The organism is Spirillospora sp. NPDC052269 (genome assembly GCF_040679435.1).
In the GTDB taxonomy this organism is placed as follows: Bacteria; Actinomycetota; Actinomycetes; order Streptosporangiales; family Streptosporangiaceae; genus Spirillospora.
Genome location: NZ_JBFAUU010000016.1, coordinates 68508 through 92782, shown reverse-complemented (window position 1 = coordinate 92782; position 24275 = coordinate 68508). Strand labels below are relative to the sequence as shown.

General features: G+C 66.5%; 16 protein-coding genes and 2 CRISPR repeat arrays. Of the genes, 2 read left to right on the top strand and 14 right to left on the bottom strand.

The features are described 5' to 3' along the window. Positions 1 to 608: 608 nt before the first annotated feature. Positions 609 to 3836, top strand: a complete 3228-nt coding sequence (locus tag AB0L06_RS31005; RefSeq protein WP_500234671.1) for an NACHT domain-containing protein — start codon at positions 609 to 611, stop codon at positions 3834 to 3836. Between the two features lie 64 nt (positions 3837 to 3900). Here AB0L06_RS31005 and AB0L06_RS31000 read toward each other — a convergent pair whose 3' ends face one another. The 6 genes from AB0L06_RS31000 to AB0L06_RS30975 form a co-directional block, all read right to left on the bottom strand. Next, positions 3901 to 5643 (bottom strand): relaxase/mobilization nuclease domain-containing protein, encoded by a 1743-nt coding sequence (locus tag AB0L06_RS31000; protein WP_500234670.1) that lies wholly within the window; start codon positions 5641 to 5643, stop codon positions 3901 to 3903. A gap of 64 nt (positions 5644 to 5707) precedes the next feature. Beyond that, entirely contained in the window at positions 5708 to 6007 is a 300-nt protein-coding gene (locus AB0L06_RS30995) for a hypothetical protein (protein ID WP_500234669.1), read from the bottom strand. Between the two features lie 293 nt (positions 6008 to 6300). Continuing rightward, complete coding sequence (locus AB0L06_RS30990; RefSeq protein ID WP_500234668.1) at positions 6301 to 6846, bottom strand: hypothetical protein; 546 nt, start codon at positions 6844 to 6846, stop codon at positions 6301 to 6303. A gap of 189 nt (positions 6847 to 7035) precedes the next feature. Then, positions 7036 to 8274 (bottom strand): MFS transporter, encoded by a 1239-nt coding sequence (locus AB0L06_RS30985; protein WP_500234667.1) that lies wholly within the window; start codon positions 8272 to 8274, stop codon positions 7036 to 7038. Beyond that, positions 8271 to 9950 (bottom strand): S9 family peptidase, encoded by a 1680-nt coding sequence (locus AB0L06_RS30980; RefSeq protein ID WP_500234666.1) that lies wholly within the window; start codon positions 9948 to 9950, stop codon positions 8271 to 8273. The genes AB0L06_RS30985 and AB0L06_RS30980 overlap by 4 nt, the downstream gene beginning before the upstream one ends. A gap of 150 nt (positions 9951 to 10100) precedes the next feature. After that, positions 10101 to 11090 carry a LuxR C-terminal-related transcriptional regulator gene (locus AB0L06_RS30975; protein ID WP_500234665.1) on the bottom strand — a complete coding sequence of 330 codons (990 nt, stop codon included), beginning with the start codon at positions 11088 to 11090 and terminating at the stop codon, positions 10101 to 10103. A 516-nt stretch (positions 11091 to 11606) separates the two neighbouring features. Here AB0L06_RS30975 and AB0L06_RS30970 point away from each other — a divergent pair. Beyond that, positions 11607 to 11990 (top strand): hypothetical protein, encoded by a 384-nt coding sequence (locus AB0L06_RS30970; protein WP_500234664.1) that lies wholly within the window; start codon positions 11607 to 11609, stop codon positions 11988 to 11990. Between the two features lie 169 nt (positions 11991 to 12159). Beyond that, positions 12160 to 13241: a CRISPR direct-repeat array (repeat unit 29 nt; unit sequence GGGACCATCCCCGCGTGCGCGGGGAGCAC). A gap of 151 nt (positions 13242 to 13392) precedes the next feature. Here AB0L06_RS30970 and cas2e read toward each other — a convergent pair. From cas2e to cas3, 8 genes are read right to left on the bottom strand one after another with little or no spacing between them, the layout of a single operon-like run. Next, positions 13393 to 13743 (bottom strand): type I-E CRISPR-associated endoribonuclease Cas2e, encoded by a 351-nt coding sequence (gene cas2e, locus AB0L06_RS30965; RefSeq protein WP_500234663.1) that lies wholly within the window; start codon positions 13741 to 13743, stop codon positions 13393 to 13395. Next, positions 13740 to 14690 (bottom strand): type I-E CRISPR-associated endonuclease Cas1e, encoded by a 951-nt coding sequence (gene cas1e / locus AB0L06_RS30960; protein WP_500234662.1) that lies wholly within the window; start codon positions 14688 to 14690, stop codon positions 13740 to 13742. Before cas1e ends, cas2e begins: the two co-directional genes overlap by 4 nt. Further along, positions 14687 to 15385, bottom strand: coding sequence for a type I-E CRISPR-associated protein Cas6/Cse3/CasE (gene cas6e, locus AB0L06_RS30955; protein ID WP_500234661.1), 699 nt, complete (start codon positions 15383 to 15385; stop codon positions 14687 to 14689). Before cas6e ends, cas1e begins: the two co-directional genes overlap by 4 nt. Next, entirely contained in the window at positions 15385 to 16104 is a 720-nt protein-coding gene (gene cas5e, locus AB0L06_RS30950) for a type I-E CRISPR-associated protein Cas5/CasD (RefSeq protein WP_500234660.1), read from the bottom strand. The genes cas6e and cas5e overlap by 1 nt, the downstream gene beginning before the upstream one ends. Continuing rightward, positions 16101 to 17300, bottom strand: a complete 1200-nt coding sequence (cas7e, locus tag AB0L06_RS30945) for a type I-E CRISPR-associated protein Cas7/Cse4/CasC (RefSeq protein WP_500234659.1) — start codon at positions 17298 to 17300, stop codon at positions 16101 to 16103. Before cas7e ends, cas5e begins: the two co-directional genes overlap by 4 nt. Continuing rightward, on the bottom strand, positions 17297 to 17953 hold the full coding sequence (gene casB, locus AB0L06_RS30940; RefSeq protein ID WP_500234658.1) for a type I-E CRISPR-associated protein Cse2/CasB: 657 nt from the start codon (positions 17951 to 17953) through the stop codon (positions 17297 to 17299). The genes cas7e and casB overlap by 4 nt, the downstream gene beginning before the upstream one ends. Next, positions 17950 to 19656: a type I-E CRISPR-associated protein Cse1/CasA gene (gene casA / locus AB0L06_RS30935; RefSeq protein WP_500234657.1), complete on the bottom strand. Its 1707-nt coding sequence runs from the start codon at positions 19654 to 19656 to the stop codon at positions 17950 to 17952. The genes casB and casA overlap by 4 nt, the downstream gene beginning before the upstream one ends. Next, entirely contained in the window at positions 19646 to 22528 is a 2883-nt protein-coding gene (gene cas3, locus AB0L06_RS30930) for a CRISPR-associated helicase Cas3' (protein WP_500234656.1), read from the bottom strand. Before cas3 ends, casA begins: the two co-directional genes overlap by 11 nt. A 489-nt stretch (positions 22529 to 23017) precedes the next feature. Continuing rightward, a CRISPR array of direct repeats spans positions 23018 to 24269; the repeat unit is 29 nt; unit sequence CTGCTCCCCGCGCACGCGGGGATGGTCCC. Positions 24270 to 24275: the final 6 nt, after the last annotated feature.

Genomic DNA, 24275 nt, shown 5'->3' with positions numbered 1-24275 from the left:
CTGCGGATCAAGCACGAGCTGGCAGATCCCCATGGCGTCATGACCTCCGCTGAGCGCAGGCCCGAACCACCGCTGCCCGATCCCGTGAGTCCGTGCCTTGTACCGCCAACGCCACCCGTCGCGTGTGCTCCGCCTCCTGCTGCGTGTTCTCTCGGTAGCGAAGCCACCGCTTTCCCAGGCCGCACACCGTAAGGCACAGAGCCGCGAACCCGGAGGTTCCCCCCACCAGCGCCCCAAACGCATCGAACACCGCCATGCCCTGCTCCTCGCCATCATCCGACTGATGCGGCAACCCTGCATGGAACGCGGAGTTTCCCTCTAGTGTTGGGAAACACGAACGAAACCGGGAGAGAAGATTGCCGGGTGGAAGGCCTCGCAAGGCACAGGACACAGCCAGCGCTGAGCTCTCGACGCTGACGGCGCATCTGCAGGGAGCCCTCCGTACATCTAGGTATGGCTCCCCCAACGCTCTACTCAGGGAGCAGCCCACACGGCTCCCTAACAAGAACACCCTGTACGACATCCTCGGCGGATATAGCCTTCACACCCTTGAAGCGACGCTCCAAATCGCTGCAGTCCTCGGGCTGCGGCAAGAGCCTGTCACTGTCTTGTGGACGCAGGCCAAGCTACGCCAGGAGCGCGACGAGCTCGCGCAACGCCAGCGTGTGCCCGAAGCGCCACTCATCCAATGGACGGATATCCCCCTGCCGGCGCCGTGGCTTGAGGATCTGCTTCGCAGTCAGGCCAATGCGGCGGAACAGTTCCCGTACGAACTGCTCGGCGTCCACAAGCCGCCGCTGTCTGAGGTCTACGTTGAGCAGGACCTCCAGCCCCCCTCTCCTGGCACCGGTGAGCCCGCACCACAGGCTGGTCGGCCTGTGCCTACTATCGCTGCGGCCCTGTCAGCACATGATCACCTTTTCATCACTGGCGGACCTGGAGCTGGCAAGACCACTCTGGGGCAGCACTTGGTGCGCCAGATCGCTCGCTATTGGCTGCGAATGGAGCAAGCAGAGGACCCCTGGTGTTCGGAGGCCGTCGCCGCTGTTCGCATGACGCCAACCGACCTACTCACCCCCCGGGCCTGGCATCAACAACTAAGCGATGCGGCAGCCCGTACGGGCACGCTAGTGAGCCCGGTCAGCCCCGACTATTTCGCGAGACGCCCTCACGGTGTGCGGTGGCTCGTCGTCGTCGATGGGCTCGACGAGGTGTCCTCTCCTAACGTCCGGAAGAAAATTCTCGAGAAGCTGGCAGAGCAGACCAGGCCAAGCAGCAATTGTCGCCTCCTTATCACATCAAGATCCCTTCCCCAGCCCGAGCTCGATCCATTCACAAATACGCAGGGTATTGGCTTTTACACTCTGAAGGGGTTTGATGCCAACCAACAACGGGCGTTCGTGGAACGCTGGTTCATAGCGCAGGGTGTTTCCAATCCGGCGCTCGATACCCGGGACTTTCTCTCGGAAGTCGGCCAGGCGGATCTACAAGAGGTCCTTCAGGTGCCGCTCTTGACGACGCTCGCAGCCGCATTCCGCAGCCGAAATCCGCATGCACCTCTACCCAGAGGGCGAATCGACCTGTACCAGACGTTCCTTGATGAGCTCAAGACGGCGCGCGAGGGAAACGCCGACGTCATAGCCCGCTTCCGCGAACGGTGGCAGCTCCGAGGACTCGGCGAGCTCGCAGACTGGCTCCTCGCACACCAGGACGGTCTCGTGACTTATCTGGCATGGGAGCGCATCGGAACACAAACATCGAAGTCACTACTAAGCAAGGCAACAGGATGGCTGGGTTCACAGCTTCCGGAGAGCTTGAGTTGGCCAGATCGGGCCGAAGGTGAACTTGGCCAGTTCTTGGCACAGACGGGAGTCATGGCCTTTGATGGCGCCGACCTGTCATTTCTCCACCATTCATTCGCGGAGTTCATCGCAGCACGGGACGAGGCTGCCAATATATCGGCAGACTTTCCAGGCCTAGATACATGGTCCGCTGCAGTCAGCAACGCCGCCACGCAGAATCGGATTCTGTTCACGTTCGCTCTCTGGGCAAGGAGGCCAGGAAATGACGTCAGCCTTCTTGTCCGCCATCTCCTGGCTGGGGATCTGACGCATCGGATCATGGCTCTACGTCTGGTCACAGCTGGCGTCCCACTGGGGGAAGCCCTAGAAGAGGCAGTCATCGATCGCCTAATGGATTTCGCCGATGATTCAGGCCGCCCACTTTCATCAAGTGACCCTAAAATTCTGACCGAGTTGTCCCAGTTGCGCGGAAATAGACGCCTGGCAGCTCACCTCCAGAAAATAGCTGAAACTGAGGAACTTGCATCCTCTCTGCGGATCCAAGCGGCAGTAGCCTATGCAAATGTTGCCTCCTTGCGAGCAGGCGTCGAAATACTCAGGAAACTCTCGGAAAATGCAGATCCGGACACAGTTCTAATTTGCTGCCATCACCTATCTTCGCTTGATCCGCAAGATGTGACATTTCGGGTCCAGAAGTTGAAGGGAGTGCTCAATGACTCGCACACTTCCAACTGGAATCAGCTGGAAGCCGCCGAGCAGCTCATGGAAATGGGCTGCACGGAGAATCTCGTTGACCTGGCCCGTTCCATATTGGCTGGCACTGATCAGAACGGTGGAACACTGGAGCGAGCCGGAGAACTCTGGTTTTCCCTCGAAGGGCGTGGTGCCGCCGAAGAAGTATCAAGGGCCATCGCAAGAAGGGCTGACACCTACGTCTGGGCCGCCAAGGGGCTGGCCATGACGCTGATTCGTTTTGGCTTCATTGATGAGATGCGCCCGTTCGCTCACCGCATTTTCGATGAATCTTGCAACGACGAGGACATCGGCGAGTTTGTAGAGGCCTGGATCGACAGTGCCGGATCGGCCGCAGCAGACCAGATTGTGGAGGTTATGCGTGGACATTCCACCTGGAACGGAGACGAGCGGCTTACCGTCGCACATGACCTCCTCCAATGTGGTTTCAAGAGCCAATCTGCCGAGCTTGTCCGGATGAGCCTCGCCTCCACCAATACGCACGAGCACTACAATCTTGATCACGCACTGATGGTGCTAGTGAAGGCAATCGGTCCCGGTGCGGCGAATGAATCACTAAACTGGCTAGAAAAACTTCAAGGGCGCCCAGAGGATTTCGCATCACTGATGGCCCTTTTGTCTGAAATTGATGCCCCCACCGAAATAATCCTTCTATTTGCACAAAGAATTCTCCACCATCCAGCATCTCCAAACAAGGCGTTCCTAGCTGCAGCCAAGACGTTCTTTCAGCACGACCGGCAAGCGGCCGGTCAGGAAGTCATAGCGGCATTGCGGGCCCGTCCATACAGAAGTTCTGCATTGCGGGCACTTCTCCTGCCGATCCTGGCTGAACACGGAGAGGCCATGACGGTGACGGAGCTGGGACAACAACTGCTCGCCGACCCGGGGCTAACCGTGCCAGAACTCCAGGCTGTCGTTCGTGCTTGGTTGATGACGGCCGGGCGCGAGGCCGTATGGGAGATCGTGGCCCGCGTTAAGACCGTGCTCACGATCGATCAGCTCATCGCCTTGGCTGACCTAATTAAAGAGCAGAATTTCGCCCGTGTAGCCGCATCTCTATTGTGCCAAGTTTGCATCACACAGGGCGTATCCACCGAGACACGCTGGCGTGCACTGCAAGAGATCATTGAAATGGGCTGCGGACCCGAGGCTGGACGCACCCTGCGTGAAGCTCTAGTGGAACCGTCGAGTCCGGATGAGGCATTGATCCTTCAACGACTCCTAGCATGGCTGACGGCCCCAAATTTGCACTCCCTTGCCAGGCATGGCCTTTCTGGATAAACAGTGATGCCCGGACCTGTGGTCCTTCAAGTCCGAGAAGTCAAAGCTCAAATCGCGGCCTCGCTTACCTCACTCCCCTACTGGGTTGGGATCGCCTCCTACCAGGTACGCCTCTTACCAGAGGCTGGGGAGTGCCGAGAGTCGGCGAGACCCAGGGGTGCGGAACGTCTGCCATCGCGACGGCAACGGGGTTCTGCTGCCGAGGCAGGTCAGTTGTAAGCCAGGGCGTGCGGTCGCGGGCGACCCCCGAAAGGCTTCTGCATGCGGCCTTTGCCGCCGCGCTCCGGGCTTGGCGGCAATGGAGGTTGTGCAGGTCACCGATGGTTTCGATGAGGGTCAGCATTGCGGCGGCGAGTGTTGCGAGGACCTGGATACCTGGGCCGCTGCTGGTTCGGGCAACGGCCAGGATGCGGGCTGCGTTGCGGAGTCGGTGTCCGCTGGGCATGGGGTGTGGGATGCGTCCGTGTGGTGCGCGTGCTGCGCGGTCGTAGGCGTCAGCTGCCCGTTCCAGGTGGTGGTTTCCGGTCGCCTCGGCTGCGGAGTGGAGGAGGTCGGCGGTTGCCCAGCAGGCGTCGCGCGCTGCGTGGGGGTTGGTGACGGTGTGGCGGCGGATCTCGGCGGTGGCGAACGCGGCGGCGCGGGCGGCGTCGTTGTAGATCGCACGGCGTTCATCGGCTGATAGTTCGACAGGCGGTGTTGGGGTTGGGGAACCGCTCCAGGTTCGGCACAGGTTCGTCCAGGACAGGGCGGCGGCGAGTTTGCCTCCCGAGTACCAGGCGGGCTGGCCTTGGGCGTCGTGGTGGTCTGGGAGGGTGACGGCGTACCCGGTGATCGAATCGGGGTCTTGGATGCTGCGTCTGGTTTTGACGACGATTCCTGCGGCGTCCAGGTGGGCGAGGAAGTCGGCGGCGGTCCGGGAGGCTTCCGCGGCTTGGCGGACGGTGGTCCGGAGGTAGGCGCGGACGGTCCGTTCGTCCAGCCCTCGTCCGGACACCGGGAACCTGGTCGTAGGCCAGCGGGTTCGGAGCTTGGGCAGGGTCAGGTCGGCGGCGAGTTTGCCGCCGCTGTACCAAACTGCCGGTCCGGAGGCGGTCCGGTAGGCCGGCAGCGCGACCGCGTATCCGGTCACCTGGTCCGGGTTCTGCTTGCTGTACCGGTGGCGGACCAGCACACCGGCCTCCTGTAGTAGTTCGTAGAACTCGCTCTCCGTCCGTGCCGATGCCGCTGCTTCTTGGACGTGACGACGCAACGTGGTTCGAGGGTCTTCTGTCCTGCCGATGCGGCGTGCCTTCTCGAGCTCGGCTCGGGTGGCGCGCCGGGCGGCGGTCCGGTCGGCCGGGGCGGTCCGCCGCAGTCCGAACTCGTCCTCCGCAGCACGGCAGGCTTCTCGAACCAGGTATCCGTCGTTCCAGACCTCTGGACGAATGCCGTCGGTGCGGGCCAGCGTGGCGACCACGTGGATGTGGTCGTCGGCGTGCCGGACGGCGATCCAGCGGACGGCGTCCGGATCGCCGTCCGGCGCGAGTCCGACTCGGTCCATGATCTGGTCCGTGATCCGGGCCCACTGCGAATCGGCCAGGATCGGGTCTTCCGGCGCTGCCCGGAGCGACATGTGCCAGACGGGCTTGCGGTAGCTTCGCTCCCCCAGTTGCTTCACCGGCTGGGTGAGCAGCGCATCCAGTCGGCGGAGATCGCGGCTGCCGTTGGGGCGCCGTGTCGGTTCGAGTTCGCCCGGGGCGTCGAACCCTGCGACGACGTGCGCATCCCGGTGTTCGCCGTCCGCGCCAGGGCCGAACAGGTATCGCAAGAGCCCTTCCACCCGGGTGCCCCGCCTGATCTTCCCGATCACACTTGATGCCCTCGTCGCGCCTTCACGCGAGCCGCCGACAGACCTCGTCTGCGGTTCGATCGAGCTTGTCCACCGTCCGCGCGCATGCCCGTGCGTAGGCGCCGAGCTGTTCGGTGAGCTCTCCCGAATGCAGAGCGGCCACGGACTGGTTGAGGTTCACGCCGAGCCTGCGAACCTGGCTGCGGGCCTGCATCAGCTCCTTCAGCAGCTCACGCAGGAGAGATTGGTCCGCGCTGGGCACACCGGATGCCTGGGCGAGAGCTGCTTGGGCCACGTACGCGCCCAGGGCCAGGTGCTCGCGTTTCGCTGCGGTGTCCAACACCGCATGCTCCTCGTCAGACAGGTAGGCAAGGACAGCCCTGGAACGACGAGGGCTTTGATGTGCCCGGGTGCTCCGTCTTGTCGCTTCCCGCTTCCTCCGGCCCGATGGACAAGGTCCTTCAGCCACTCGCACCTCCAGCCAGATCGCGCCCGATCTGGCCCTCCTGGTTGGACCGCGCTCGGTCCAACCTTCGAAGACATAATGTTTTCCATTTCTTGCTCCGCGCGGAGCAAGGCCCGTGGGGGCGGCAACGCTCCGGCGCAGACCCGGGGTACGCCGCACAACTCAGCCCGCTACGGCGCTCGGCCAGGAGCACGCCGAGGGATCGTCGGACGAATCGGCGGAAGCGAGTGTGCTGGTGATGGTGGACCGGCAACGCCGGACGGGAGGTCGGCACTCGCCACCGCTGCCGGATTGGACTGGTCGGCCAGAGGGACTCTCTCGTGGAGAAGACTTGGTGGAGTGCCAGCCTCCGGGGCAACCAGAACGGCCATTTCGCGCTGTGCGGCCCCGAGTGCGTTGCTGAGTTCCTGGGCGTACTCGGCCGCTTGAACCAGCTCGTCTTGTACGCGGCTCACCGCCAGGTCCGGCCCATCCTCGCTGGTGCCGGTCAGCCGTCCGTCCGAGCGTTCTTGCTCCAGGAACTCGCCCATCTGCTCAAGCAGTTGGTCCGGCCCGTAGGCGGCCTCGTTCAGGTTGCCCAGGATGGCGTAGACGGTCTGCGGCGCCGTCAGTCCAGGCGGACCCGACGTCGCATAGTTCAGGTCTCGAACTCGCTCGCGGAGATCGCAGGCAAGCTCAAGGGTGTGGTCATCGTTCGATGTGCCAGGCTTGGGCATGAAGGAACTCCACAATCAGGCTGAATCCGATCATCTGAGCTTCCTTCCTCTGAGGCTGACTATGGCTCGCGCACCAGGAGATGAGATGGCACGCTCTGCGCTCCATACTCCATTGCTGGCAACACAGAGTCAAGGTTCGCGTTCGCCGTGTGTCCGAACGTTGTTTCTCCTAGTCAGCAGCGCATGCCGCTACTGGGCCGTGAGCAGTTCGGCCCGCTCCTCTTCCTCATTTCGCCTGTTCACGCGAACCCCCAACGAGAGAACAAGCAGCGCTACAACGGTCGAAGCCAGCACAACCGTCGCGACCACCAAGGCGGCGTTGCCGGGACCTTCGAGTTCAGTGAGCGGGCCCACCAGCAGGAGTGCGATAGGCGCCAGGGCGTAGGCAGAGACGATGCTCCAGCCGTTCACGCGGGCGAGCGTTTCGACGGGCAAGGTCCGCTGAAGCTGGGTGATCCACAGCACCAGGCAGATCGCTTTGGCGACACCGGACACGAACATGTTCACTGCGATGACCACAGAGGACGCAGCAACACCGACGGTCAGCATCGGCGCTCCTGCAAGGATCAGCAGGCCGACCGCAACGACGACGGGGCGCCGCGGCTTCCACCGGACGGCCAGGACCGCCCCGGCGAGAGCCCCGAAGGCTTCACACGCGCCGATGACTCCCCAGGTCTTGGCACTACGGCCATGGTCGGACATGAACAGCGGTCCGATGATCTCGGTGAACGTCGCGGTGGCCATCACAGCGGCGGCGAACTGCAACGCGATCGCCCAAAGCCAGGGGCGCGAGGTGAAGAGCTTCCATCCGGCCGCGAGTTCGGCGAACGGCCCGGGTGTCTTCGTCCTGTGACCTGGAATGCTGAGCCGCAGGAGCAACGCGGCGCTGACCAGGCACATCGCAGCTTTGAGGACAGCCGCGGACGCTGAGCCGAGGGAGCTGACGACCACGCCCGCCGCGGCCAGGCCGAGCAGCGCGCCAACGGCCTCGCTCTGTCCGACGAGCGCGTTCCCACAGTGCCACTGCTCATCCGCCAGGAGGTCGGCGGTGATTCCTCGGACGGTGGGCAGAAAGATGAAGTAGGCCGTTCCTGACAGCAGCGCGAGGGCGCAGAGCAGGGCTGTCGGTGTGTGCCGGTTGAGCAGGCACGCACCAATGGCCACCCAGGTGGCGCACGCTGTGAGCTCGGCGGCAGCCAGAACGTGGTGACGTTTGAAGCGGTCCCCCAGGACACCGCCCGCAAGGATCAACAGAGCCGGCACGGCCTTGCAGGCTGCCACCAGGGAGATCGCGCCGGCGCTGTAGCCATTGACCTTCATCCCCCAAACGAACGCGACCTGCCCGAACCCCACTCCCGCCGACGAGACGACCCGCGCGATCAGCAGGGGCATGATGGCCCGGTTGGTGAACAGGCGAACCGCCGTCACCGGCCGTCCCCGCTGAGATGCGTGATGAGGAACGCCGCGGCCTCGGAGTAGGCGCGCAGCTCGTTCGCCTGCGTGGTGAACCCATGCCCCTCGTCAGGGAACACCTCGTAGCTGACGTGAACACCGCGACCGCGAAGCCGCTCGACGAGGTTGTCGGATTCGGCCCGCGGCACCCGCGGGTCACGAGCTCCCTGCAGAACCATCAGCGGGGCCTGGATCGCGTCGGCGTAGGTGATCGGCGAGTTGGCGAGCAGATGCGCGGCGTCCTTCTCGGGGTTGCCCAGGAGGGCGTCGATCACGCTCCGCCAGGTGGGCGGTGCGCCGGTGGCGAGGGTGACCAGGTTGCTGGGGCCGCAAATCGAGACGCCTGCGGCCCAGGGGTGCGGGAGCCTGGCCAGGCAGGACAGCGCGGCGAACCCGCCATAGGAGCCGCCGAAGACCGCGACCCGGCCGCTGTCGAACTCGGGCCTGGTCTGCAGGTACTGGACGGCGTGGTCCAAGTCCTCCAGGTCGATACCGCCCCAGTCACGGTAGATCAGCTTCTGATAGGCGCTGCCATAGCCGGTCGACCCAGCAACATTGGGCGCGAACACCGCGATCCCGTGATGGAGGAGATGCTGGTAGAGGGCCGCGTAGCGAGGACGCTCCTGCCCTTCGGGACCGCCGTGGATCGACAACAGCACCGGGTGCGGGCCAGGCGTCGAAGGACGGTAGACGAAGGCATGCACCTCCCGTCCGCCGCCTGTTGGGTAGGTGATCGACTCCGGGACAACCGGCTCGATCCCGCGCAGCGCCGACGGACGACCGTCGGTCAGGCGGCGCGGAGAGGAATCATCCAGATCCACCACCACGATCTCTTCCGGATGCGCGGGCGTGTCCAGCAGCATCGCCGCCCTGCGGCCGTCCGCCGACAAGGTCAGCGTCGAGATCACGCCGCTCGGCACTTCCGGCTGGACCACCTTCCCCTCGTGCTGGACGTATAGGACCGACCGTCCGGCTTCGTTGACGGTCCACGCGAGCGTCCCATCATCGGCGGCATCGAGCTGTTCGACGTCCCATTCGTGACGCGTGACCGGGCTCAGGGTGTGGTCAGCGAGACGGTAGAACGCCGCGGCGGTGAAGCCCCACAGGTCGGTCAGGAGATAGAAACCAGAGGAGTCCCGCGCCCAAGCCTGCGGCTCGAACAGACCCTTCCCATGTGCTGCGGTGACGCGCTGCGGTTCGGCACCCGGATGGGTGAGGTCGATCAGATACGCGTCGGACTCGGTGTTGGAGCGATCGCCCGACGCCAGCAGCCAACGTGAGTCCGGGGAGAACGCCACGGGCGTGAACACCACGTCCTTCTCCGGCTCGAACCGCTGCACCTCGCTCGTGACCAGGTCTCGGACCAGCAGATCCTGGACGGCCAGGTCACGATCATTGGCCGCGTACAGCAGGCGGCGCCCCTCCCGGTCGAACGGGTCCGGCGCGAGAAGGCGCTGGCATTCCCGGCTCGCATCGATCGGAGTCGGCTCGGCGTCGTCGAGGCCGACCCGGAATATGCCGAACTGCTCATCACCTTCGTGATCCGCGGCGAACACCAGACCACTGCCGTCCGGCGTCCATGCGGCCTGCCGGATGATCCGGCCTGGCATCTGCGTGATCTTGCGCGCGGACCCACCGGCAACCGGCACCATCCAGAGTGCGGACCGGCTGTCGGCGTTACTCGAGTACGCGATGTGGTCGCCCTGCGGGGAGAAGGCGAGAACGCGTTGGAAGCGTTGAGCGGGAACGAAGTCCTGGTACTGGAACGGGGGCATGACGCTCCTGGTGTTCGGTGTGGGCGGTTACTTGATCCAGCTACGGCGGACGGCTGCGGCGCCAGCGGCGAAGCGCGAAGCGGCCCCCAGTTCCTCGCGGATGCTGGTGATGCGGCGCCGGACGGTCGTGGTGCTGATCTTCAGGCGGCGTGCGATGGCATCGTCGTCGACACCTTGGGCCATCAGCTCCAGTACCGCGCGTAGATCCTCGGTGAGCGGACTGTCGGGGTGTACGGCTCCGAGTGGCGTCGCCCGCTCCCAAAGCAGTTCGAAGTAGTCGCGGAGCGCCGCGACGATGACTGGCGAGCGAACCAGGACCGCACCTGTCATCCCTGTCGGTCCGAGTGGGAGCAGGGCGACGCTGTCGGCGAGCTTCATCTTCATGCCGATCCCGGTCACCAGGCGGGATTCCTCACCGACCTCGGCGGCGCTCGCGATGATCTCGGCGATGGCGGGATGCTCGGCGGCGCGGCTCTCGTAGATGGTGCGGCTCCGCACCCCGGCCCGGAGAGTGGGCGGCGGCGCGATGATCATGTTGTCGTCGATGGGACGGTCGGTCAGGAAGTTCTCCAACGTCAGCCAGTCACGCCTGGCCGCACTCACCAGGACACCCGATAACCGCGTGATCTCCGCCGGCTCGGTGACGACCTCGATCAGTCCACGAGCCGCCCCCTCTTCGCTCACGCGCGGGGCCGGGATGTATTCGACCAGACGTCGATGGCCAGCCAAGAACCGTTCATGCTCGTCGGTCAGTCGCTGGTTCATCTCGGCCAGCACCGCCTGAAGCGCCAGGTGTGGCGGCGCTGGCATCAGCAGCGGCGCCTCTCCCGCTTCAGGCCCTCGGTACGCCATTCCCCGATCGAGCAACGCCTTGACGACCTCTGTGGTCCCAAGAGTCTCGATCGCCTCTGCTGAGGGGCAGCCTTGCCCGTCCAGCAACAGCCGGTAGGCGCGGTACAGGTCGTCCGGAATGATGCCTTCCAGGAGCTGCGCTTCGACCTCGAGCCCGTCCGCCACACATTCCCCTCACGACCAGCACCCATGAAGTTACGCAGCGTAACAGTATGGCGACGCGCGTGAGCATTTCTCGCCAGAGACAAGAACCGATCACCTTCGACACGCACTGGCGAGGGCACACGGGATCCCCCGATCCAGCAGCGCTTTCGGCCGCTCCTGACACCGACTCCCGCGCCACCCCCGCGAGGTCACTTCCCGTCTTGGGGACTTTGGGCGTGGCTTCCGCCCCGGGCGCTCGGCTTCCATCAGGTCAATCGCCAGCGACAACAGGCAGGAGACACCATGAGCGAGAAGCCTCAGGGGCACACCAGTACTGACCTGTCCACGACCTCAAGCCCTCTCAGTCATCGGCGCTCGGACGTGTCGAAGGGACACCCCAACCGCCCCACACTCACGAACCACGACCACAGACCACGCAGGCAGCGACTCCTCCACAGCATTGCCCGCCCACTCCACAGCGGAATCGGAGGCCCCTTCGCCAACGACTGGCTCCGCACAGCCCTCGTCGAAGCTCTCATGGAAGACGAACGCCTCCCCGACGTCGTCACCACCCGCCACGATCTGAGCCTCATACTCCGCGGTCAGCAAACCGAAGTCGCCGACGCCGCCATCGACGGCCGACTGGCCGTGTTCGAGTCCCTGGAAGACTCGATCGAACACCTCGAAGCCAAGGCAACCCGCATCCGCGCAGGACACACCGCACCGACCACCATCTGGATCACCGCTCCCGGCGAACACACCGACGTGATCCACCAAACGATCGACTACTGGGCTGGCCTCGACCTGATCGCTCTCCTCCGCGGCCACTGGCCCCACGGCCCCAACCGCAACCCGCACCCAGCCCAGTGGCCGACAACCACCGCCCATGCCTTCGCGTCCCACCCTTCAGTGCCGCTCTGACCTGCCTCCAGGCGCGAACCTAGCCTGCTGGGCCAGCGCTCTTTGAAAAGCTGAGATCTAGGCGGGCCAAAGCCACTTGCGTGGCGTACCCCCCGTCACCGTGAACGTGGAACCGTCACCGCACGCGCAGGGAGCACTGTGCGAGGGGGGCGAGAAGAGCAAGGCCCGCGGGACCATCCCCGCGTGCGCGGGGAGCACGAGGCCGCCGCGGCGATCAGTGACGGTTGGGCGGGACCATCCCCGCGTGCGCGGGGAGCACACAACCGTGTCGACACGGGTCGACCCGGAGGAGGGACCATCCCCGCGTGCGCGGGGAGCACGAGGACTGGTGGCCCGGCTCGTCCGCGTCGCCGGGACCATCCCCGCGTGCGCGGGGAGCACTCCTCCGCGTGGGCGATGAGTGCCCGCGTGAGGGGATCATCCCCGCGTGCGCGGGGAGCACCTGGCCGCGGCGGCCAGTTCCCGCAGGTCGTTCGGACCATCCCCGCGTGCGCGGGGAGCAGCTCTCAAGGACCTGGCGGTACGAATTCTCCAGGGGACCATCCCCGCGTGCGCGGGGAGCACATCGTCCGGCCGCTGTTGGTGACGATGTGCCCGGGACCATCCCCGCGTGCGCGGGGAGCACTAGGTCACGGGGGTCCCGATCGGGTGGAGCGCGGGACCATCCCCGCGTGCGCGGGGAGCACGGCAGTCCCAGCCGGGGCTGGCTCTGGATTCCGGGACCATCCCCGCGTGCGCGGGGAGCACCCCGACTCACCACGGACAAGGCCCAGGGCCTCGGGACCATCCCCGCGTGCGCGGGGAGCACCGTCAGCATGTCAACGATGGTCGAGTAAGTGCCGGGACCATCCCCGCGTGCGCGGGGAGCACTGGTCCGGCTGATCGTGTGACGGCAGGGATTCCTGGTCCAGGATCGGGGGACCATCCCCGCGTGCGCGGGGAGCACGACGATAGGATTAGGCTCAGGCTTACCTACAGGGGACCATCCCCGCGTGCGCGGGGAGCACCCGCCCCACTTTTTCGAATGCCATTCTTATGTGGGACCATCCCCGCGTGCGCGGGGAGCACTCTGTTCTGCGTCTTGATTCGAGTCCCACCCCGGGACCATCCCCGCGTGCGCGGGGAGCACCGCGGAATCGGTCCTCATGGACTTTAAACAGGGGGACCATCCCCGCGTGCGCGGGGAGCACTCGGAGAGTTCGTCCGCGCTGGGGCCGGTCGGGGGACCATCCCCGCGTGCGCGGGGAGCACTCTTCCTGACCTGGGGGTTTGGGACGAGAGGCAGCCGAAATTGAGCACTTCTTGAGAGTTGGACATATCGGACATGGGTCGGTGGCCGGTTCAGCTTGCTGGCTTGTGGGGTGGCGAGCTTGGCCCCGTGCTCGCTCGTGGCGCGGGTGGATCAGCGGTTGCCGAAGCGGCGGCGTTTGGAGGCTTTGCTCCAGCCTTTGGCCGGGGGTGTGGCGCTGATCGTCGGGGCCTGTTTGGGGCGACGGATGAGGGTGACGCCTTCGTGGTCCACGGGCTGCCAGTGGTGGTCGTAGGTCTCGAAGGTGAAGCCCTGTTCGTTGTTGGTGGTGTAGGCGAGCAGGGCGCGGCCGGTGTCGGCGTACTTCATGACTTCGTCCCACAGTGCTGCGCGGACGCGGGCGGACGGGTTGCCGATGAAGACGCCGGGTGAGATCTCCATGAGCCAGCGGGTGAGGAAGCCTCGCAGGCCGGAGGGGCATCGGGTGAGGACGATGACGGTCACCAGGGGTCCTGGGCGTAGTTGTAGCCGGATTCGACTTCGAGGCCGTTGTCGCTTTGGAGGGTGACCTGGTCAAACTCGGCGCCAGTGGGGTCACCGTCCGGGGCATCCGGGAGAAGGAGGTGCTTGATGTCGTTGACGCAGCGGCGGAGGAGGCTGACGTCGTTGACGCGGTCGCGGATGGCTCGGCGGGTTCGGGCGCCGACGTCGTCGGCGCTCGCTGCGGCGGTTTCGAGTGCGACGGGGATGGCGATCTCGGTTTTGTAGAGGTCGGCGATGTCCAGCACGAAGGCGAGTTCGTGGCCGGAGTGGATGAAGCCGAGGCCAGGTGCGCAGCCGAGTGCGGCGACGGTGGTCTGGGCGATGCCGTACATGCATTGGGCCGCGGCGGTGACCGCTTGGTTGGCGGCGTCGCCGACGTCGAAGGCGCCTGGGACGTAGTTGCGGCCGTGCCAGGTGATTCCGACGCGGGTGGCTTCGCGGCGGTAGCAGTCTTTGACTCGTTGGCCTTCGTGGCCGAGGAGTTCGTGCCGGGTGAAGCGTGATGGGTCTTCGCCGGGGAAGCGCAGCCGGTACATGGCGCGGGCGACGTCCAGGCGGGTGCGGCGGTTGGCCCATTTGGTGGCTTGGGCTTCGACCAGGTGGGAGGAGCGGGTGAGGGAGCGTCCGCCGGAGTAGAAGCGGACGCCTTGTTCGCCGACCCAGACGACTCCGGCTCCGCTGTCGCCGAGCAGGCTCATGGCCTGGTGGGTGACACGGGTGCCGGGGCCGAGGAGCAGGGTGCCGATGGTCGCGGACGGGATGTGGATGATGCCGTCGGCGTCTTCGGCGGTGATGGCGTTGTCTTCGCGGTGGAGGGTACAGCGCTCCAGGTAGATGAAGGAGATGCGGTCTCCCATGCGGGTGAGTTCGCGTGGGGTGGAGGCTCCGCGTTTCCCGACGGTGCTCATGCGGGTGCGAGGGTGATGAGGCCGCAGCCGTAGGCTTTGGCGCGTCCCAGGCCGTTGGTGAGGGTGTGGCGGAAGGCTTGGGGGTCGGTGACCTCGAGCAGACCGTCGTAGGTGAGTGTCACCAGGGTGACGTTCTGGGGTGGGCGCCCCCGTCGGAACGACAGTTGGCGACGGTTGTGCAGGAGCAGTTCGTGCTCGTCACCTTCGGCAAGCGCTCGGTCGGCGAGGGGCTTCTCGACGATTTGGAAGCCGGCGGCGTGCTGGCGGTCCAGGAGCCAGTTCTTCTGGTGGACGCGTCCGACGTGGGCGGTGAGCTTGGTCGGTTCGTTGTCGTTGCGGCGGGCGGTGTGGACGGGGTTGGCGGTGAGTCGGAAGCGCCAGCGGTCGCCCTTGGCCAGGCGGGTGAGCAGGGGTGCGTATTCGTAGGTGTTCCAGCCCTGGGGGGCGGTGGTGGGCCAGCCGGCCTGTTCGACCATGTGGGTGAGGTCGGGGCGGGCGGGGCTCACGATGTACAGGTGGGTTTGGGCCCGGTCGCTGCTGGTGTCCAGGCGCCACAGGACGCGGGCTCCGTCGCGTTCGGGGTCGGGGGCGTCGGCGTAGCTGGACATGACTGCGGCGTGCAGGTTCTGGGGTGAGGCCAGCAGGCGTCGGGCGGTGACCCTCGCGGTGTTGATGCGGAAGCGGGTCAGGTACATCAGGCGCCTTCCAGGGCGGCGATGGGGTCGTGGTCGGGGGGCGCCGTCGTGGCAAGTGCCCGGGGGTTGGGCTTGCGCACCGGGTCGGCGACGCGGATGCCGCGTAGGGCGTAGCGGCGGTGGTGCGGGTCGAAGCTGAGCGGCTGGTCCCGGAGGGTGTCGCCTGGGACGTCGGCGCTGGTGGCTTCCAGGTGGAGTTCCAGCTTCACGGTGGTGTCGTTGCGGCGGCGGCGTTGGTGCCAGTCGGAGGCGTGCCAGGGTTCCTGGTGGAGGGCCTGCTCGAGTGTGACGTCGTGCCGGATGCCGAGGTCGACGGGTTGGGAGGGAGGGCAGGAGCGGCGGCCGAGGTAGGGAAGGAAGGCAGGGGTCCGGAGTGCGGCGTCGAGGCGCTCGATCAGGTCGGTGTCGCCTTCGACTCCGGCGATGAAGACGGCGTCCGACAGGTAGAAGCGTTCGGACACTGGCATGGATTTCCCGGTCTCGAAGTGGACGGCGACCTGGTAGTCGCGGACGAGGGTGCCAGGCTGGTCGGTCCTTACGCCGAAGCGCAGGTCGGCCAGGTCGGTGATGTCGTCGGTGCGGTCGCGGCCGAGGGCGGCGGCGAGCAGTCCGATCACGCCGCTCTTCGTCGGGACGGGCTCGGTGGTGCGGCGGGCGAACCTGGCCGAGGCCCCCCATGCCTGGAGGGGACCGGCCAGGCGCAGGAGCAGAACACTCACTGCTGGTCGTCCAGGCGTGCGGCGACGGCGGCACCGACCTGCTCGACCAGTTCGGGCAGGCTGACCTTGTCGCCGAGTTCCTGCATGGGCACCGTGTTGGGGCCGACGGTCATCACCCAGGCGTCGTCGGTGCCGTTCACGCCGTAGGCGCTCTCGATGTCGGGGAGGTAGGCGGTGAGGCGTTCGGCTGCCCCGCGGACGTGTCCGCCGACACCTTCTGCGGGCCGGACGGGCTCCTCGAAGGCGGCCACGAGGCTGATCGGCCGTGAGCTGCGCAGTTTCACCAGCACGGCGTCCGGCAGGGTGTGGTTGCCGAAGGTGTTGATCTTCCCGGTGGGCAGTGAGGTGATGAAGCCCTCGACGAACGCCTCGACCGCGCGGCGGACGGGGACGGTGCCCGGTTCGTCGTCGCGGAGGCCGGCGCCGAGGTTGCGGCGGAGCAGGTCGATGTCGACGGCGGCGAAACGGTACAGGGTGGCGGAGTTGAACTCGACCGTGCCGATCATTCCGGCGCCGAGGTCGTCCTGGTTCTCGCGGCTCTTGGCGTCGTCAACGGCGGTGTAGTAGTCGGACTCGACCTCGGCGCGGTGGACGCTGAGGGCGTGCGCGACCTGGGCGGCGGCGTCGACGTTGACGTCGGCGCCGTCGGCGACCATGCGTCCAAACAGGGCGATATCGACCGAGTGGCGGCTGTTGGCGAGCTGCTTGGCCTCGGCCTTGTTGTCCTTGTCCTTGAAGAAGCCCTTGATGTCGTCGCGGCCCTTGACCGCGAGTTCCGCGAGGCCGGCGAGCTGCCTGGTGCTGAAGAACATCAGGTACTTCGACTCCGGCGCCACGGCGGCGGTGTCGTCGGCCTTCTTGGCGCGCTTGGGGGGCTCGATCTTGGAGCCGGTCGCGGTCTGGATGGTCTCGGCGGCCAGGTCCCAGGCTTCCTGCTGTGGGATGGAGTCGTCCAGGCGGCGGATGTGCTTGGCCAGCTCCTCCGCAACGCGTTTGGTACGGACGCCCAGCTCGTTGGGGTCGAGCAGGTCGTGGAACCTCTTGCGGGTGGCGCGCTTCCACGCCTGGCTGGAAACCCGCGCACGACGCACACCGCCATAGAGCGCGGACTTGGGGGTGCCGGTGTCGTCCCGGTTCAGGTTGCTGGGCGGGACGGTCTGCAGGGCGTGCAGCTCGACGATGATGCGCGTGCTCATTCGGCGTCCTTGGGGGTCGGGTCCTCGCCGGTGGAGGCGTCTGCGGATGGGGCGGGCGAGGGGCGAAAGGCGTGGAAGCTGCGGCCCCAGCGGCGTCGGACCTCGGCCATGCCGTCAGGAGTCTGGGCCTGGTAGAGCCGATGTGCGAGCGTGGCGTAGTCGAGCGGGATCGCCGCGCCGCGTAGGAGCGTGATGATTTCCCGCATGCGGTAGGCGAGGACCTCGGGGGTGCTGGCGGCACCGACCCGGACGAAGCGTCGCCGGATCGGCTCGTCGATCTCCTCCCCCGACAGTCGCCGGACCGCCTCACCGAGCTCGACATCCGGCTTGTGCATCGGTGCGTTGCGGTGGGACTGCTGGTGGGACGCGTACAAGGTCAGAGCCAGGAACAGCGCATTCTCGGCCCAGGCGGCCTCGCTCTCCCACTTGGCCAGCTCGGGAACCTCATCGAAGAGCCCCTCGGTGCCGGTCATGCCCCAAAGCTCGGGAACGTCGGCCGGAACCTTGCCCGCACCGCGCCTCAACTGCGCCAGCATGGCGACAGCCAAGCTGAGATCCTTCAAATAGCCGCCTTGCAGCTCTCGGACCCGAGCTCCGGCGACCTTGGCGACGATCTCGGGGATCTGGTGGCGTCCGACGGATTGTGTCGTCATGCCGACTCCTGAACGGGGACGTTGTCAGTGACGGAGGGCTCGGCGACGTCCGTGCCGGTTGCGGCGGGGCCTGGGAGCGCCTTGCGCAGGGTTCGGCGGAAGATCAGATCGGCGCTGGCGGCGTTGAGCCAGAGCTCCTTGCCCTTCTTCGTGGTGATCACTCGGCCGTCCCATGCTGCTTCGGGCATGTCGCGGATCAGGTCGCCAGCAAGGCTGTTGGCGAGCATGTAGGCCTGCCGCTGCCATTCGAGACGGCGCGCTTCCGGCTCGTCGCCGACATGCAGCTCGGCCAGCCACTGGCGGAACGGCTCATCCAGCGAGGCGTACGCCAGCGTCTTGGCCGCCTCACGCGCCGGGTCGGGATCGGCGCCGGCTGCGGTGGCGATGTTGGCGGCCAGGTCTCCGAGCAATCGTGCCGCCGTGTCTGCATCGGAGACTGCGTTGATCGCGGTCTGTCCCAACCGGGTGTCACGGTCGCGCAGCAGGACGAGCCGCATGGAGACCGAGTCGTCGATGATCTCGTCGATGACCGACTGCTGGGTACCGTAGACCGCGCTGACCAGCCGAGCGCGGATCATCATGTCAGGCTCGAGGTCACCTTCCACGGTCAGCCGCTCGACCCAGTCCAGGACTCCGGGGCGGACAATCGAGGCGGCCTCTGCACGCTGGTCGTGGCCTTCGACGCGTCCGGCGACAAGTGCGCCGAGGCCGCGCCAGGCCGAGCGAGTCACGTCGTGTTCGCGCGGCAGGTAGACCGTGCTTTTGCTCAGCTTCTTCTCTTGGGCCGGGCTGCGTCGCCAGACGGTCATGGGTTCGCGGTCGTGCAGGTTGACCGGTGAAAGCGGATCGCCGTAGCCCAGCACCACACCGTGGACGCCATCACCGTCGAAGTGCAGCCGGATGCGCCGCGACTGCCACGTGTACAGGTCACGGAGGCCGTAAGGACGGTGGGCCAACTCCAACACGGCGCGCTGGCCGGGTCCGGTGGGGTCCTGGCGCCAGGCCGGCCGGTCGAGGCCACGGTCAGGCTTCCTCATCCCTGGGGCCTCGAACCCGATGAGGTTGAGGAGAAGCGTCTCTCGGAGAGAGTCGCCCTCGACGATGACGCCACCGAGGTTGCCGGCCCAGCCGACGCCCAACGGGTAGACCTTGCCGCTCTTGACCCGCGTATCGCCGGCGGCGCCTGTCTTGATGCCGGAGGTGTCGAAGGCGTGGGCATGGACGACCCAGCGTGCGGCCTCGGCGAAGTCGAGGCGGTCGACGCCGTTGGCCCGCATGGTGAAGAACAGCTCGCCGTTGGGGACGTCGGCGGCGAGGCGGTCCAGCGGGAAGACCTCGTCCTTGCTGGTGCGGAGTCCGGCCGTCTGGAGGAACGGGACGCTGGGGTGCAGAAGGTCGAAGCGGTCGCGGTGTTCGTCCAGGTAGGCGGAGATGGCGTCGGTGGGCAGGTCGCTGCTGTTCCAGAGTTCCTGCCAGTCGTCGATGTCCTGTGGCCCGTCGATGGCGTCGTGGAGGATCGCCAGCAGAAGGCGCAGCAGGGCGAAGTCCTGGGTAGGGACGTCTCCCACGAGCCGGCGAATGTCCGTGGCTTGGTGGAACAGGTCGCGTAGTGAAACGGCGTCGTCGGATCCGTCCGCCCGCAGGACCGGGATCCACGGCTGCTCGGTCAGGTCGAACGCGAGGTCCGAGGATTCACTCGACACCGGTCACCTCTAGCCCATCGGAGTGGCTGTATGACAGCGCGTAGCCTGCCAGGTGGGTCTGACAGTTCTCGTCGAGCACCAGAACCAGCTCGCCGGCCAGCCAGTGGCTCTCCGGGGTCTGCCACGCCAGAATGTAGTTTTCCTCCAGCTCAGCGATCGCCTTGTCCAGCACCGCGGGGATGGAGAAGACGAACGGCAGCCGCAGACCGCATGCGGCCACGATGCGAGCGACACGAGCGTCCGGGGCGGTATCGACCGGGATCTCCACACCGCCGCGCTCCTTGGACAGGCCCGGCAGAGTTCGCAGCACCCCGTCAGCGCCGCGCTGGACAACGAGGACTTCCAATGTCTCGCGAATGTCGCGGACCTGCGCTCGTCCGGCCGGGGTGTCGTCGGCGTCGCCCACGCCCGCTTGGACCCACCCCAGCAGCGACCGGCCCGGCTTGCCGACATCGTCCAGGCGGAACGTCTCGGCGTCCTTGCGCTGGTTCGCCTGGTGAATCTGTTCCTCTTCCCAGGCTTGGGCGAGGGCGTCCTGCCAGGCGTCTGGGCCGATGTCTTGCTCGCTGTACGCCCGTTGCACGAGCGGGTTGATGTCGTCGGGCAGGCTCACGATCGCGCCGGACGGGGACGTCCCACTCAGGTACGGCTCCAGCACCGCGGCCGCCCGCAGCGGAGCCCACCGCCGATACACCGTGACCGTCCCCGAAACAGGTTCGGGCGGCGACGTCGACCAGTCCGCTCCCCTGATCAGGCAGCGCGCCCTGCGCAGCTTCGGCGGTCGTTCGTTCTGGTCCTGGCCACGCTGATGTCGGTGGAGGCGTCCCATGCGCTGCAGCAGCAGGTCGACAGGGGCGAGGTCGGTGACCAGAAGGTCGAAGTCGATGTCCAAGGACTGCTCGGCAACCTGGCTGGCGACCACGATGCGCCGTCCGTCCGGACGTTCGACGTCCTCGCCTGGCGGGCCGAAGTGCCGCAGCAACTCGGCGTCCTTGGCCGCGCGGTCGAGGTCGACGAACTGTGCATGGGCGACTCCGACAGCGTCCTGACCGAAGCGTGCACGGAGGTGCTCGGCCGTCGCCAGGACGCGTTTGACGGTGTTGCAGATGACCAACACGCATCCGCCGTCCGTCAGTTCGGCCTCCAGCCGATCTGCCAGTACGTCCAGGTCATCATCCAGCCGCTCTACCTGAACTGCGGTACGCCGCCCGGACGCTTCGACCACAGTGCTGGATGCGGGCCGTCCGCGCTCGACCGTCGTCAGCAGCGGATACCCCTCGGATTCAGAGCCGGTTCCCAGGTCGGGCGTCCCTTGGTAGGCGGCGACCAACTCGCGGCGGCGCTGCGCCGGAAGCGTCGCCGACAGCACGATCACCGGAACGCCGTAGGCCCCCAGCCAGGCCAGCACCTGCTCCAGGTAGGTGTTCATATAGGTGTCGTACGCGTGGGCCTCGTCAATGACGACGACTTTCCCTGCAAGGGCAAGGTGCCGCAGCGCAAGGTGACGACTCTTCAGGCCCATGAACAGGAGCTGGTCAATGGTCCCCACAGAGAAAGAGGACAGCATTCCCTTCTTGCGTCCGACCAACCACAGATGGGCCACCAGCTCCGCCGAAGTGTCTTCCGCTCCGGAACTGGATTCTCCGTCCACATCCACCGAACTCAGCCGGTTCCGGCCGCGGCGCATGAGTTCCGCGAAGTCTTCGTTCAGTGCTGCTTTGGAGTGCGCCAGGAACACCGACCAGTAACCAGTGTCCGCGCCGGGGAGCCGTCGAAGCCACTCCAGCAGTCGCGGGAACATGGCATTCCCGGTAGCCATGGTGGGAAGCGCGACGAACACCCCACCAGCGCCCGACCGCGCGGCAAAGATCTCCGCAACGGCCATAGCTCCTTCGGTCTTCCCCTCTCCCATGGGGGCCTCGATCACCATCATTCCCGGTGATTTCATCGCCCGTGCCGCCAGGACCGCCTGCTCCTGCACCGGACGTGCTTTCGCGCCCGGCGGCAAGGAAAAGCGAGAACTGAACAGGGCCGCGGGGCTACAGGAAGGCTCTTGGGGCTGCCAAGGCATGGGCAGGTTCAACCCCGCCCACGCGGCAGCAACCCGCTCCCCATCACTCGCGCCCGCCGCCTCCGGGAAGTACGGAAAGAGATCCCGGTTGCTGGCGATCCAGTCCGCGACGATCACGAGGGCGGACAGCAGGACCTGCGCAGGCTGCGGCAACCTCACGGTCCGCCAGGCCGCCAGGCGCTCCTCCACGCCGCACGCCTTCGCACAAGCGTCCAGCAGCTCACCCTGAACCTCACGCCACTGCGCTTCGCTGCCAGGAGTCCGCAGCGTATGCGGATGATCATTCAGCTTGCGAACCGCCCCGGGATCCGGCGGCACCCCGTGGTGCCCACCGACCACAACCGTCAACTGCAAGGTCGCCGATCTGGCCCAACCGAACCGCCCCATCAGCCATTCCTGAAGAAGGGCCTGCCCCGCCAACCCATGCCGCGCATACTTGCGATCCGGCATCTGTTTCGACGGCGGCATCTTCAGTCCGGCGTCCCGCATCCTGTCGGCCAGGCCATCGACCTGGCAAGCGAACGCTGGCGTCGCCTTCCCGATGTCATGACACGTCGCCAACCAGATCAAAAGAAGCCGCGCGTCCGAAACACCTTCCGGAAGCGCTTCAGCGATGATCCGCTTGACCTGTTCCGGAACCCATTTGTCCCAGAGCAGACCGGCAACCGACCCGCTATCCGCCATGTGACGCCACAGAGGCAGATACCCGTCCGCATCATGATCAGATTTGGCCCAGACAGACCGTGCTGCGCCAGACAGGCCCTCGTCGAGCCGGAGGACCGCCCACCCCTCACTGAGCATGACGGCATTTAACAACAGAAGTCCGACGGCGTCCCCAGAATCAGCCAACCCGCAAGCGTCCACGCTCCAGCGATCAGCCCACCCAAGGACGAACCGCCATACTCCCCGCATACACAGGGAGCACCACATCCGAACGCCGACACGCGTCCGCCCATGGCCAGCGCCTCGATCGAGCGACTCGACCGACAAGCCACGTCCGCACACAAGGGCAGCTCTCGCTGGGCCGCACTCACCGACAACGCGTGACGCGATCAGTGAAGCTTCGGAGATGCCCTGGGCTTACGCTTCGAGTGGGGGCTGTAAGTTCCGAAGCCAGGCGACCAAACCCTGCGGGTGCTGGCCATCAGCCCTCCACGGCGGAGCTCTCACGAGGATCCAGTGCGTTCTGACCAGTTGAACCTTCACACATCGCATATGCCCAATTTGTCCGACTCGCATGAAGTACTCGAAATTGGCCGTGCGGCTCTGCAAACATGCAGGTCGCGAAGTCTGCTCCCCGCGCACGCGGGGATGGTCCCATCAGACCCCCTTTCTGATCTGCTTGTTCCGGCTGCTCCCCGCGCACGCGGGGATGGTCCCTGTCCACCGTCACGTTGGTGACGGACCAGCCGCTGCTCCCCGCGCACGCGGGGATGGTCCCCGCCTCGGTCAGATCTGGGGATTGGCTCATATCTGCTCCCCGCGCACGCGGGGATGGTCCCCATACCGAACATGCGCCTTGAATACTAGATTTCTGCTCCCCGCGCACGCGGGGATGGTCCCGGGATCAGCCACTACTGGGCCGACCGGCGCAGCTGCTCCCCGCGCACGCGGGGATGGTCCCTCAGCCGCACAGGAGCCGAGGCCAGCGGCGGAGCTGCTCCCCGCGCACGCGGGGATGGTCCCCAGGTGCGGAACAGGTCGGTGAGGATCTCGGTCTGCTCCCCGCGCACGCGGGGATGGTCCCTACCTGGAGGCGGGGATTCGTGCCGGGCTCTTCTGCTCCCCGCGCACGCGGGGATGGTCCCCGGGCGGAGTACGACGAGTTGTGTCACCCGTGCTGCTCCCCGCGCACGCGGGGATGGTCCACGTCGAGCGCCCGGCCCTCGCCGAGACTCGCATCTGCTCCCCGCGCACGCGGGGATGGTCCCGCCACAGGGCGGACTGTCGGCCGTCCAGCTTGTCTGCTCCCCGCGCACGCGGGGATGGTCCCCGCGCGTGGATCACCGCCGTGTCCAGCAACTCCTGCTCCCCGCGCACGCGGGGATGGCCCCTCTCTCGGCGAGATCCCGATCGTGCACATCCGCTGCTCCCCGCGCACGCGGGGATGGTCCCGGGAGCTCGCCGCCGCCCGCGTAGACGCGGCTCTGCTCCCCGCGCACGCGGGGATGGTCCCTCCTCGCGCGCCTCCTGCCGCTTGAGTTTCTTCTGCTCCCCGCGCACGCGGGGATGGTCCCCGGTGGAGGCGTCCCCGGACGAACAGCGCGGGCTGCTCCCCGCGCACGCGGGGATGGTCCCACGGGCCGGACGGTCCTGACGATCCGCAACGCCTGCTCCCCGCGCACGCGGGGATGGTCCCCTGGCGGACGCCCCGGTGGTGTTCTTCTCGGCCTGCTCCCCGCGCACGCGGGGATGGTCCCGTCATCCGCGCGATTGGCTCGGCGTTCGCCGGCTGCTCCCCGCGCACGCGGGGATGGTCCCCTGGCGGACGCCCCGGTGGTGTTCTTCTCGGCCTGCTCCCCGCGCACGCGGGGATGGTCCCGTCATC

Excerpts from the sequence above, each read along its gene's own strand:
- cas7e (WP_500234659.1), bottom strand. The coding sequence starts at position 17,300 with ATGAGCACGCGCATCATCGTCGAGCTGCACGCCCTGCAGACCGTCCCG.
- AB0L06_RS30980 (WP_500234666.1), bottom strand. The coding sequence starts at position 9,950 with ATGGTGCCGGTTGCCGGTGGGTCCGCGCGCAAGATCACGCAGATGCCA.
- cas3 (WP_500234656.1), bottom strand. The coding sequence starts at position 22,528 with ATGCTCAGTGAGGGGTGGGCGGTCCTCCGGCTCGACGAGGGCCTGTCT.
- AB0L06_RS30990 (WP_500234668.1), bottom strand. The coding sequence starts at position 6,846 with ATGCCCAAGCCTGGCACATCGAACGATGACCACACCCTTGAGCTTGCC.
- cas6e (WP_500234661.1), bottom strand. The coding sequence starts at position 15,385 with ATGTACCTGACCCGCTTCCGCATCAACACCGCGAGGGTCACCGCCCGA.
- AB0L06_RS30970 (WP_500234664.1), top strand. The coding sequence starts at position 11,607 with ATGGAAGACGAACGCCTCCCCGACGTCGTCACCACCCGCCACGATCTG.
- casB (WP_500234658.1), bottom strand. The coding sequence starts at position 17,953 with ATGACGACACAATCCGTCGGACGCCACCAGATCCCCGAGATCGTCGCC.
- cas1e (WP_500234662.1), bottom strand. The coding sequence starts at position 14,690 with ATGAGCACCGTCGGGAAACGCGGAGCCTCCACCCCACGCGAACTCACC.